11 protein-coding genes and 2 pseudogenes are annotated in these 12,177 nt (G+C 50.9%); 8 read left to right on the forward strand and 5 right to left on the reverse strand.

Going from position 1 to position 12,177, the window contains the following annotated elements:
* The 3 genes and pseudogenes from HV318_RS19935 to HV318_RS19940 form a co-directional block, all read left to right on the forward strand.
* Positions 1-1,011 (forward strand): annotated as a pseudogene (locus HV318_RS19935) (DUF4158 domain-containing protein); the annotation flags it as partial.
* The gene (locus HV318_RS24560; RefSeq protein ID WP_176392666.1) at positions 985-1,221 is read left to right on the forward strand and encodes a Tn3 family transposase; all 237 of its coding nucleotides are present in this window, start codon (positions 985-987) and stop codon (positions 1,219-1,221) included. The pseudogene HV318_RS19935 and the gene HV318_RS24560, both read left to right, overlap by 27 nt.
* Before the next feature lie 78 nt (positions 1,222-1,299).
* On the forward strand, positions 1,300-2,304 hold the full coding sequence (locus tag HV318_RS19940; protein WP_105318624.1) for an IS110-like element IS5075 family transposase: 1,005 nt from the start codon (positions 1,300-1,302) through the stop codon (positions 2,302-2,304).
* A 922-nt stretch (positions 2,305-3,226) separates the two neighbouring features.
* On the opposite strand, the gene HV318_RS19945 is transcribed toward HV318_RS19940, so the two are convergent.
* From HV318_RS19945 to HV318_RS19955, 3 genes and pseudogenes are all read right to left on the reverse strand, one after another.
* Complete coding sequence (locus tag HV318_RS19945; RefSeq protein ID WP_099973644.1) at positions 3,227-3,532, reverse strand: PerC family transcriptional regulator; 306 nt, start codon at positions 3,530-3,532, stop codon at positions 3,227-3,229.
* Between the two features lie 388 nt (positions 3,533-3,920).
* Positions 3,921-5,087, reverse strand: coding sequence for an iron-containing alcohol dehydrogenase (locus HV318_RS19950; protein ID WP_099973643.1), 1,167 nt, complete (start codon positions 5,085-5,087; stop codon positions 3,921-3,923).
* A 798-nt stretch (positions 5,088-5,885) separates the two neighbouring features.
* Positions 5,886-6,221: pseudogene (locus HV318_RS19955) on the reverse strand (IS6-like element IS26 family transposase); the annotation flags it as partial.
* A 455-nt stretch (positions 6,222-6,676) separates the two neighbouring features.
* Between HV318_RS19955 and HV318_RS19960 the strand changes: the two are divergent.
* The 3 genes from HV318_RS19960 to HV318_RS19970 all read left to right on the forward strand — a co-directional run bounded on the left by HV318_RS19960 (position 6,677) and on the right by HV318_RS19970 (position 8,526).
* Entirely contained in the window at positions 6,677-7,006 is a 330-nt protein-coding gene (locus HV318_RS19960; protein ID WP_000493286.1) for a type II toxin-antitoxin system RelE/ParE family toxin, read from the forward strand.
* Entirely contained in the window at positions 6,987-7,268 is a 282-nt protein-coding gene (gene relB / locus HV318_RS19965) for a type II toxin-antitoxin system RelB family anti-toxin (RefSeq protein WP_000780222.1), read from the forward strand. Before HV318_RS19960 ends, relB begins: the two co-directional genes overlap by 20 nt.
* 277 nt (positions 7,269-7,545) lie before the next feature.
* Positions 7,546-8,526 (forward strand): IS5-like element ISKpn26 family transposase, encoded by a 981-nt coding sequence (locus HV318_RS19970; RefSeq protein WP_016156491.1) that lies wholly within the window; start codon positions 7,546-7,548, stop codon positions 8,524-8,526.
* Between the two features lie 316 nt (positions 8,527-8,842).
* Here the strand turns inward: HV318_RS19970 and HV318_RS19975 are convergent, their stop codons facing one another.
* Together HV318_RS19975 and HV318_RS19980 are read right to left on the reverse strand one after the other, a co-directional pair.
* Complete coding sequence (locus HV318_RS19975) at positions 8,843-9,343, reverse strand: non-heme ferritin-like protein (protein ID WP_001752509.1); 501 nt, start codon at positions 9,341-9,343, stop codon at positions 8,843-8,845.
* Between the two features lie 326 nt (positions 9,344-9,669).
* The gene (locus tag HV318_RS19980) at positions 9,670-10,374 is read right to left on the reverse strand and encodes an IS6-like element IS26 family transposase (protein ID WP_001067855.1); all 705 of its coding nucleotides are present in this window, start codon (positions 10,372-10,374) and stop codon (positions 9,670-9,672) included.
* A gap of 357 nt (positions 10,375-10,731) precedes the next feature.
* Here HV318_RS19980 and HV318_RS19985 point away from each other — a divergent pair, with 357 nt between their 5' ends.
* Both HV318_RS19985 and HV318_RS19990 read left to right on the forward strand, forming a co-directional pair.
* Entirely contained in the window at positions 10,732-11,733 is a 1,002-nt protein-coding gene (locus HV318_RS19985) for a permease (protein WP_032951239.1), read from the forward strand.
* 13 nt (positions 11,734-11,746) lie between these two features.
* Positions 11,747-11,977, forward strand: coding sequence for a thioredoxin family protein (locus HV318_RS19990; RefSeq protein WP_021314637.1), 231 nt, complete (start codon positions 11,747-11,749; stop codon positions 11,975-11,977).
* Positions 11,978-12,177 lie beyond the last annotated feature (200 nt).

The following is a 12,177-nucleotide window of genomic DNA, read 5'->3' on the forward strand; positions in this document are numbered from 1 at the left end:
ATGCCACGCCGCTCAATCCTGTCCGCCACCGAGCGCGAAAGTCTGCTGACACTGCCAGATGCCAAAGACGAACTGATACGGCACTACACGTTCAACGAAACCGACCTGTCGGTGATCCGTCAGCGTCGCGGCGCCGCGAATCGATTGGGCTTCGCCGTGCAGCTTTGCTACTTGCGATTCCCTGGCATCTTCTTGGGCGTCGATGATCCTCCATTTCTGCCCCTGCTGCGCATGGTGGCCGCACAACTCAAGGTGCCGGTGGGAAGCTGGAACCATTACGGCCAGCGCGAGCAGACACGGCGGGAGCACTTGGTCGAGCTGCAAACGGTGTTTGGATTCAAGCCCTTCACCATGAGTCATTACCGGCAAGCCGTGCATACATTGACCGAACTGGCCTTGCAAACAGACAAAGGCATTGTGCTGGCCAGCACCCTTGTTGAAAACCTGCGGCGGCAGAGCATCATCCTACCCGCCATGAATGCCATCGAGCGCGCAAGCGCCGAGGCCATTACCCGTGCCAACCGAAGCATCCATGCGGCATTGGCCGATTCCTTGATACCTGTCCATCGCCAGTGCCTGGACGAACTGCTCAAGCGCAAGGATGGTAGCAAAATGACGTGGCTAGCGTGGCTGCGCCAATCGCCCGCCAAGCCAAACTCGCGCCACATGCTTGAACACATCGAACGCCTCAAAGCCTGGCAGGCGCTTGACCTACCTGCTGGCATCGAACGGCAGGTACACCAAAACCGCTTGCTCAAGATCGCCCGCGAAGGCGGCCAGATGACGCCCGCCGACCTGGCCAAGTTCGAGTCGCAGCGGCGTTACGCCACCTTGGTAGCACTGGCCATCGAGGGCATGGCCACCGTCACTGATGAAATCATCGACCTTCACGACCGTATCATCGGCAAGCTGTTCAATGCGGCCAAGAACAAGCATCAACAGCAGTTCCAGGCTTCCGGCAAGGCGATCAACGACAAGGTGCGGATGTATGGGCGCATCGAGCGCACGCTGTTCATTCTGGATTGGCTGCAAAGCGTGGAGCTGCGCCGCCGCGTCCATGCGGGGCTGAATAAGGGCGAGGCGCTGGACGACACGTTGCTGCAATATCTGTCCCCGCTGGGGTGGGAGCATATCAACCTGACCGGCGATTACCTATGGCGCAGCAGTGCCAAGGTCGGTGCGGGGAAGTTCAGGCCATTGCGACCGCTGCCACCGGCTTAGCGTGCTTTATTTAATGAGATGGTCACTCCCTCCTTCCCAGTACTATGCTGAGGACAGGCTTTCATTCGGAGAACCATCATGGAAAACATTGCGCTTATTGGTATCGATCTGGGTAAGAACTCTTTCCATATTCATTGTCAGGATCATCGTGGGAAGGCCGTTTACCGTAAAAAATTCACCCGACCAAAGCTAATCGAATTTCTGGCGACATGCCCGGCAACAACCATCGCGATGGAAGCCTGTGGCGGTTCTCACTTTATGGCACGCAAGCTGGCAGAGTTAGGGCATTTTCCAAAGCTGATATCACCGCAATTTGTCCGCCCATTCGTTAAAAGCAACAAAAATGACTTCGTTGATGCTGAAGCTATCTGTGAAGCAGCATCACGTCCATCTATGCGTTTCATGCAGCCCAGAACCGAATCTCAGCAGGCAATGCGAGCTCTGCATCGTGTCCGTGAATCCCTGGTTCAGGATAAGGTGAAAACAACTAATCAGATGCATGCTTTTCTGCTGGAATTTGGTATCAGCGTTCCGCGAGGTGCTGCCGTTATTAGTCGACTGAGTACCCTTCTTGAGGACAGTAGTTTGCCTCTTTATCTCAGCCAGTTACTGCTGAAATTACAACAGCATTATCACTATCTTGTTGAGCAGATTAAAGATCTGGAATCTCAGTTGAAACGAAAGTTGGACGAAGATGAGGTTGGACAGCGCTTGCTGAGTATTCCCTGCGTTGGAACGCTGACTGCCAGTACTATTTCAACTGAGATTGGCGACGGGAAGCAGTACGCCAGCAGCCGTGACTTTGCGGCGGCAACAGGGCTGGTACCCCGACAGTACAGCACGGGAGGTCGGACGACATTGTTAGGGATTAGCAAGCGGGGCAACAAAAAGATCCGAACTTTGTTGGTTCAGTGTGCCAGGGTATTCATACAAAAACTGGAACACCAGTCTGGCAAGTTGGCCGACTGGGTCAGGGAGTTGTTGTGTCGGAAAAGCAACTTTGTCGTCACCTGTGCTCTGGCAAACAAGCTGGCCAGAATAGCCTGGGCACTGACGGCGCGACAGCAAACTTACGAAGCATAAAGGCAGAAATACACCAGTTTAAACAATCATTCATCTGGTTTTGCGAATACTGATATTGATGATACTAACGGCCCACCGGCCTGTTGAGGAACCTGTAAAACGGAAAGGCTCATTGAAGCCGTATATTTTCTGGAGGTTCATCAGGCGCGGAACTCATCGAGGCGCGGGAATAAAATCCCATTCAGACGCCGGATAGATTCAAGCAAGCCAACTTGTCGTCAAAATCGGTGTTGCAAAAACGGGAGTGACCATAGATTCCGTTTTCCAAGCAGACCCCTTTACCACTACTCTATTTCCGCACAGGTGTTGATCCCGGCCAAATCACACACTATCGCGTGCGTTATCAGGAAGGTTTTGTTCAACAGGCCTGGCTGCGTCCTGAAATACAGTTATACATTGTATGTATAGCCAGAAAGAAAGGCGCGTTACGGGATATTCAGGGAGGGCTGGCGGTACTTACCGACATAGAGTACGGTAACGATGTGGAACTGGCGAAGGCATTTGGTGGCATCATATTCCGGTCCGGCGTTCTGCGACCCTTGGTGGGAAATTCTGATAATACGTTTATTTCGGCACGAATACATATAACACGGGACACCCCACCGACAGAAGAAGAGCTGATCAGTATTTTTTACCAGCAATGCCTGAAGCATGGTTCATGGAGTCGTGCCTGAATATCATCCTGCGCTTACGTCTCCGTAGACCCTCCGGCCGCAGATGCGGCCTTATTTATGTTCTTCCTCAGTAACATCCCCCTGCAGAATATCAGGCATGCGGGGAAAGAGAGCGGACGACACAAATCATATTAAAACGACAGCATAAACCACCACTTCGGCAGAACAGGACACCCTCAGGCGTGGCCCTCTCCCGGCGTTTCATCCTTCAGCGCACAACACCATCCCCGGTCCTGCCCGGCCCGGTATCACCGTTGTAACTTCCTGGCGAGACGGTCCGGATGAGACCTGAACGCTGAGCCATCGGGCTGTTTGATCCCCATATTTTCCAGAGCCAGGCTGGCAGCACGACTGACATCCCGGATCCCTGCCGGCTTTGTCCGCAGGACAGGCGTAATTTTTGAATAGCAGTAACTTCGTCTGCGGCTGATCCATTCCCGCTCTTCATCTGTCTGGCAACACCACATCACTTCCAGCCAACGGGTTGCCGCCCTGCGCCATAGTGCTGAATTTTCCAGCGATTCAGCGACAGCATCACTGATAATATCCGACATAATCCCGACTCTGTGCTCCTTATGTGTTCATCCGTTTACCCTGAGCGCTTCCGGCCCGAGCACACACCAGGATAAACAATTTAATCAATAGTAAAGGGGTCTGATACCGTCCCCGTCAGCCCGGATAAGCCGGACACGCCATCGGGCATAACCTGGGGTGACGATTCAGGATCGGGCAGAATGTCCGGAAGATGACATGATCTAAATCACATTAATGAGACAACAGGATTTTTCTTATTCAGGATACACCGATAGCGCTCTACCGGGAGCATAAGGGGAAGACGATCCCGTCGGTCAGGGCAGGCGGCCCCACTCCGGCAAAAAACCGTTACGGGGCCGCCGAAGGCCGGTGCCGGTTTCTCCGCACCGCGCCCTTTTCCGGAACGGGTTACTCGATAGCCTCGCCTTCATAGGCCTGGCGGTAAAGTTCAATAACCTGCTCCAGAGTAGCCTTACGCGGGTTAGTGAGCTGGCAAACATCCTTTTTCGCATTCTCCGCCATTACCGCAAAGTCCTCCGGTTTAACGCCCAGGCTCTTCAGAGAGCGCGGGATCCCAACCTGTTTACCCAGACGCTGAATGGCGCTGATGGCTTTCACCGCCGCCTCGTCCGTTGACAGACCGTCCACTTCCTCTCCCATCGCTTCCGCAATATCTCTGAAACGGTTAAGGTTGCCGATTAAATTGAACGACTCCACGTAAGGCAGCAGGATCGCATTACACACGCCGTGCGGCAGGTTGTAAAAGCCCCCCAACTGGTGCGCCATAGCATGCACATAGCCCAGCGATGCGTTATTGAATGCGATCCCCGCCAGATACTGCGCATACGCCATGTTATCCCTGGCCTTCATATACTCCCCGTTGGCCACGGCCTTGGGCAGGTACTGGGTGATCATTTTAATGGCTTTTAGTGCAGCCGCATCTGTAAGCGGATTGGCCATCGTGGAAACATACGCCTCAATCGCATGGGTCAGCGCATCCATCCCGGTAGCGGCCGTCAATGAAGGAGGCATGCCGACCATCAGTTCAGGATCGTTGATAGAAATTTGCGGAGTCACACGCCAGTCCACAATCGCCATCTTCACCTTACGCGCGGTATCCGTAATAATGCAGAACCGGGTGACTTCAGAGGCAGTACCCGCAGTGGTATTGATGGCCATCAGCGGGATCATGTCATTAACGGATTTATCCACACCTTCAAAGTCACGGATATTTCCGCCGTTAGCGGCAATCAGGCCGATCCCTTTTGCACAGTCGTGAGAGGAGCCCCCGCCGAGGGAAACGATGCCGTTACAGTCATTCTCCCGGTACGATTTGATCCCTTCGGCAACATTTTTATCCGTCGGGTTGGGCTCTGCGCCTCCAAATATATGCACACCAATCCCCGCCTGTCTGTAAATCTCCGCAACCCTGTCCGCCATACCACTTCCGGCAAGGAAGGCATCTGTCACAATAAGAATTTTTTTTACATTTAATGTTTTGGCAAGGCTACCGGCTTCCTGAACACTCCCCTCGCCAAAGACATTACGCGTGGGTAAAAAATAATAAGTCGACATATAACTTCCCTTGTTTAATAGTGGTGGTAAGGATACTCACCCGGGCTCTTCATATTTAAATGCAGGACTGGTTTCCGGCACTTAAATAAAATAATCCGGGAATAAATAATAAAAATACAGGCTGAACACCTACCGGGAGTTTAAGGGAAAAGCGAGCTCAGACTGTGACCATGATCACGTTTTACCCGACAGCATTTATCAATTCGTGACGTTGCGCTGACACAATTTTTGTGCTGTCACCGGACCCGGTAGCGCTAACCCCTCTTCCGCCCGGGTTACCCGGGGAGCCCCGAAAACAGAGGTTCCGGAAAGGAAAGACATCCGCATCTGCCCCCCGAATGGGGGGTGTACCCGGTTATAGGTAATTACATTCGAAACAACAGGAGTATACCCGTGTACCACCACAACGGATTTAACACACAGACAGAATGACAGGGGCAGACTTTCCAGTGGTTAACCGGTAATTCTGCCAGAAACAACCATACTACCGCCCGTTAACTTTTCAGACCTGTTTTATATAAAAATACCGGTATCAGAGATACCATAAAAAAACGTACAGACTATTGTGACTGTTATCACGGAACCTTAATTTATTATTCTCCTGACTGGATCCATAATAAAGCATCCGTGTATTGTTACCGATAACATAACCTTGAGGTAAAAATAAAAACGTCGTTGACGATCCGGGGGGACATCATCATGCTGAGAACGGCAGTTATTGGATGTGGTAACGTGGGGCACTTTCAGGCACTGTTGCAAAGTTAGCGATGAGGCAGCCTTTTGTCTTATTCAAAGGCCTTACATTTCAAAAACTCTGCTTACCAGGCGCATTTCGCCCAGGGGATCACCATAATAAAATGCTGAGGCCTGGCCTTTGCGTAGTGCACGCATCACCTCAATACCTTTGATGGTAGCGTAAGCCGTCTTCATGGATTTAAATCCCAGCGTGGCGCCGATTATCCGTTTCAGTTTGCCATGATCGCATTCAATCACGTTGTTCCGGTACTTAATCTGTCGGTGTTCAACGTCAGACGGGCACCGGCCTTCGCGTTTGAGCAGAGCAAGCGCGCGACCATAGGCGGGCGCTTTATCCGTGTTGATGAATCGCGGGATCTGCCACTTCTTCACGTTGTTGGGGTCCGCTTGGAAAAGGGAAAATAACCTACGCTAAGACTACTTTTTAACCAATCGGCTATTGGATATCACTCGGTTCGCGGGGCTACAGCGTTTCTGTGTCCGAAACCGAACGATTGCGTACACCATGCCAATAACATGTACGAAAGTAAGCAAAACTGTTAACGGACAGTCAGATCGTTCCGTACATCCCTTACGGTCAGGGGTTCGCGCTCAATGGAACGAAATCACTCGTTAAGCTCAAAACGCTTAACGTAGGAAAATTTCCGTTTTCCAAGCGGACCCCTACATGCGCTAACGCGCATAAATCCCCGTTCCTCAGTGGAACGAAAACTCACGCTAACAGGGTAGTGACCGGGTAGCCACGATAACTGCCAACAAAATTAGCTTATAGGTTAATTCTACCTTGTCTGAAATTAGCCTATAGGTTAATATTAATAGAAATGGGAGGTCACATGTTTAGCGTTGTTTATCACCCGGAAGCCAGGGAAGAAGCCACAGCATTACCCGTAAAAATCAGGGTGAAGTTTGACCGTCTCATCGGCAAACTGGAGTATGACGCCCGATTACTGCGGGAGCCGGACACGAAGCCCCTGGGCGATGGACTTTTTGAGATCCGCACGATGGGGACGGACATAGCCAGGGGAATCTGGGTATACCACAAAGGCAATACCATCATCATGCTCCGTGTTTTCATCAAGAAGTCACAGAAAACGCCAGCGAAAGAAATCGATCTCGCCAAAAAGCGGTTAGCGGAGGTACTTAATGAAACTGGTAAGCCATAAAGAACTGCATAACGAGTGGATGCAGGACGATGAATATCGCGCTGCATGGCAGGAAGAAGAACGTAAGGAAAAGCTCAGGGAGCTGCTTGCTGAATGGCGCAAGCATGACAACCTGACAAAAGCGCAGGTTGCTGAACGCATGGGGGTTACACCTCCGGTTATTTCTCGCCTGGAAAACAACATCACCAAAGCCAGCATCGACACACTGACCCGCTACGCTCACGCCTGCGGCATCAAGAAACCTGTCATTGCCCTGTACTGAATAGCCAGCCCTCCGGGGCTGGCCTTTTTGTTTCGGTCAGTCCCAAAATTTTGTTAAAGCAAGTTTAAAATGTCACCTGTTTCTCCAAAGTTGAAATGTCACTTCTAAGCCAATCTATTTATACATAATCTTTACATCTTTCCCCGGTGACAAAGTGCTAATTGGTCTGTAATGTTCAATGTGTGGCAGGCAAGCCGCCGGTGACTTAGGGAAGGTGCGAACAAGTTCCTGATATGAGATCATCATATTCATCCGGAGCGCATCCCAGAGGGACATCATGAGCCATCAACTCACCTTCGCCGATAGTGAATTCAGCACTAAGCGCCGTCAGACCCGAAAAGAGATTTTCCTCTCCCGCATGGAGCAGATTCTGCCATGGCAGAATATGACCGCTGTCATCGAGCCGTTTTATCCCAAGGCGGGCAATGGCCGACGGCCCTATCCGCTGGAGACCATGCTGCGTATTCACTGCATGCAGCATTGGTACAACCTGAGCGACGGTGCCATGGAAGATGCCCTGTACGAAATCGCCTCCATGCGCCTGTTTGCCCGATTATCCCTGGATAGCGCCCTGCCGGATCGCACCACCATCATGAATTTCCGCCACCTGCTCGAGCAGCATCAACTGGCCCGTCAATTGTTCAAGACCATCAATCGCTGGCTGGCCGAAGCAGGCGTCATGATGACCCAAGGCACTTTGGTGGATGCCACCATCATTGAGGCACCCAGCTCTACCAGGAACAAAGAGCAGCAACGCGATCCGGAGATGCATCAGACCAAGAAAGGCAATCAGTGGCACTTTGGCATGAAGGCCCACATTGGTGTCGATGCCAAGAGTGGCCTGACCCACAGCCTGGTCACCACCGCGGCCAACGAGCATGACCTCAATCAGCTGGGTAATCTGCTTCATGGAGAGGAGCAATTTGTCTCAGCCGATGCCGGCTACCAAGGAGCGCCACAGCGCGAGGAGCTGGCCGAGGTGGATGTGGACTGGCTGATCGCCGAGCGTCCCGGCAGGGTAAAAACCTTGAAGCAGCATCCGCGCAAGAACAAAACGGCCATCAACATCGAATACATGAAAGCCAGCATCCGTGCCAGGGTGGAGCACCCGTTTCGCATCATCAAGCGGCAGTTCGGCTTCGTGAAAGCCAGATACAAGGGGCTGCTGAAAAACGATAACCAACTGGCGATGTTATTCACCCTGGCCAACCTGTTTCGGGTGGACCAAATGATACGTCAGTGGGAGAGATCTCAGTAAAAACCGGAAATAACGCCAGAAATGGTGGAAAAAATAGCCTAAATAGGCTGATTCGATGTGTTTGCGGGAAAAAAATCGGCCCAGATCCGCGAAATTTTAATCAGCGAGTCAGCTTGGGAAGAAATGACCTGCTTATTCGCACCTTCCTTAATATAAAGACACAAGCAGAGACATTTTTGGCACGATATAAAAACGCTAAGTTAAAAAATCACTATGACGTGTTGGGTATCAAATGTTCACTGGCATAAACCTCTGTTTCTGATGTAAAACAGATTTTCTGAGGAGGCGTAAAACCTCCTCGTACTGCGAAATTGATTTAGTGATAGCGATCGATCACGCCAACCAGATAGTGGTCGGTTTGCTGCATGTTGATGCCCGCTTTTTTAGCGCTGCGGACTTCATCCAGAATGATTTGCAACAGCGTCCCGTCCACGATTTCCTCTTTTCTGTATCGCTTCAGGAAGTTAATCGCTGACTTATCGTTTGCTGCCTGGGCGTCTTCCGTCAAAGAGGTCAGCGCATTAATGCGCTTCTGGTAATCGCTTACCGTCTGCTCAAACAGATCTTCCAGCGTGGAAAATTCACCGCACCGGGCGTGTTGCTCCTGTAACACCGGCGTGGCGCCGCTCTGTTTGATGTATTCGTACATGCGCATCATTTGCGTCACCGTATTTTGCGCCTGATGACGCAAAAATAGTGCGGTGCCATTAAGGCTATTCTCGCTGCACCTCTGGCTGAGCTGAAGATACAAATTTGAGGTATAAAACTCCTGATTCATTTGCGCATTCAGTTTTTGAACTATTCCGCTAGCGATCATAGGACTTCCTTATTTCTTGTCATCTCAGAAAACGGTCACTCTTCGAAAAAACAACCAGAATAAAAGCGATTCTTTCGCTTTTTTTATTGCGCCTGGTTACGCAGTCATATTCATTTTAAGTCGGGATGCTCCTTATTTAAATATCCAACCCTACTATCGCATTTCTATCTGGCATTATTCTGTGATGGTGTTTCGATATTCACACTCCCTGTGCCAATCCTTTCTTATCGACAGTAGGAAACTTCCTCCGGCTATTCTGCTGAACACGATTAGGGGCACTGTTGCAAAGTTAGCGATGAGGCAGCGTTTTGTCTTATTCAAAGGCCTTACATTTCAAAAACTCTGCTTACCAGGCGCATTTCGCCCAGGGGATCACCATAATAAAATGCTGAGGCCTGGCCTTTGCGTAGTGCACGCATCACCTCAATACCTTTGATGGTGGCGTAAGCCGTCTTCATGGATTTAAATCCCAGCGTGGCGCCGATTATCCGTTTCAGTTTGCCATGATCGCATTCAATCACGTTGTTCCGGTACTTAATCTGTCGGTGTTCAACGTCAGACGGGCACCGGCCTTCGCGTTTGAGCAGAGCAAGCGCGCGACCATAGGCGGGCGCTTTATCCGTGTTGATGAATCGCGGGATCTGCCACTTCTTCACGTTGTTGAGGATTTTACCCAGAAACCGGTATGCAGCTTTGCTGTTACGACGGGAGGAGAGATAAAAATCGACAGTGCGGCCCCGGCTGTCGACGGCCCGGTACAGATACGCCCAGCGGCCATTGACCTTCACGTAGGTTTCATCCATGTGCCACGGGCAAAGATCGGAAGGGTTACGCCAGTACCAGCGCAGCCGTTTTTCCATTTCAGGCGCATAACGCTGAACCCAGCGGTAAATCGTGGAGTGATCGACATTCACTCCGCGTTCAGCCAGCATCTCCTGCAGCTCACGGTAACTGATGCCGTATTTGCAGTACCAGCGTACGGCCCACAGAATGATGTCACGCTGAAAATGCCGGCCTTTGAATGGGTTCATGTGCAGCTCCATCAGCAAAAGGGGATGATAAGTTTATCACCACCGACTATTTGCAACAGTGCCGACCGAAATGGTCTGACACTTGCGGCAACCAAATCGCGTTTATCCCGGGCGAGGGATAGGCTGCATAGGAAACTTTCCAGCAATTGCCAGATCAGACTGGATGAGTATGGTCGGGTATGTTGTTTCACTCCCAAGTGAAGAATCTGTTTCCCCTTCTGGGGTTACCGATAAGCTATTGCAGTGAAATCCTGTTCAATAACATTTCTCAGCAAATGAAATAAATCGAAAAAAACTGCATCCTTTTCTGTCAAACAGCGTCTTCCCGAAAAACAACCGTCGTGAGGCCTGTCCGTTATGTTCCAGATTTTCACTGATTTTGCCACCTGGCTGGTCTATGAATGCCTTAGTCTGAGTCCTGCAACCAAACTCGGGGAGGCGATCCACTTTTTTGTCGAAGACGTGAGCAAAATTTTCGTTCTCTTGCTGGTCATGATCTACTTTGTGGCCATACTACGGGCCTCGCTGGATATTGAGAGGGTAAGAAACTATCTTGCAGGTAAGCACCGTGGAATGGGGTATTTACTGGGCTCCTGCTTTGGCGCCGTTACTCCGTTCTGTTCCTGCTCAAGTATCCCGGTATTTCTGGGGTTTACTTCGGCTGGTATCCCCCTCGGGATTACCATGGCCTTTCTCATCACATCCCCCCTTATCAATGAAGTCGCCGTCCTGCTTCTGGTCAGCCTGCTCGGATGGAAGTTCACGCTCATTTATATTGCTGTCGGAATGGCTGTTGGTATGGCTGGCGGTGCTTTTCTTGATCGGATTAAGGCCGAACGCTGGTTAGCCGATTTTGCCGCCGATGCCCTCAGAGACGGGCAGCAACATCAAACTGATGAGATCCGACAATCTACCATGGCACCGCATATGCCTCTCTCAAAGCGACATGCCTTTGCTAAAGAGGAAACTCTCACCATTTTTAAGCGTGTCTGGCTCTGGGTCATTCTCGGAGTAGGACTTGGTGCGGCATTGCATGGATTTGTGCCCGACGGATGGATCGCGTCGCATCTCGGTGCCGGTCAGTGGTGGACTGTCCCTGTAGCTGTGCTGGTTGGCATACCTCTCTATTCCAATGCTACCGGTGTGATCCCTGTGATGGAGAGTCTGATCACGAACGGCCTGCCAGTGGGGACAACTCTGGCTTTTTGCATGAGCACTGTGGCTGCCAGCTTTCCTGAGTTCATTCTGCTCAAACAGGTGATGAAGTGGCAATTACTGTGCACCCTGCTGTTGCTGTTGTTGACCTCTTTCACACTGGTTGGCTGGATTTTTAACGTTGTATTCCCGTTAATTCCCTGAAGAGGATTATAAAATGAAGCATGTAAAAGTACTGGGTACAGGCTGTTCCGGTTGTAAAACAACCATCCGCCTTATCCAGCAGGTGGCTGATGAGAGAGGCGTCGCTATTCAGCTTGAAAAAGTGGAGTCACTGTCTGAAATAATGAAACACAAAGTGATGGCGACCCCGGCGGTTGTCGTTGATAACATCGTTGTACATACCGGAGGAATACCATCAAGAGACATTATCGAAAGCTGGCTCTGACCTGCAGGCAGGGAAATAATTCCTGTTCGTTCATTGCCTGAAATATCAAGCTCTGATCTCTGTAGAGGACTCCCGGCAGCCCCTTTTTTAATGAAAAGTTCAGACCCAGAGATGAAGGTATACCTTCATCTCTGTCGCGGAGCTCCGCCACAGCAGGTAAAGTTTACACTCTGATATCTCACTTATCACAGTCAGTTCAG

The organism is Enterobacter sp. RHBSTW-00901 (genome assembly GCF_014103115.1).
GTDB lineage: Bacteria > Pseudomonadota > Gammaproteobacteria > Enterobacterales > Enterobacteriaceae > Enterobacter > Enterobacter cloacae_P.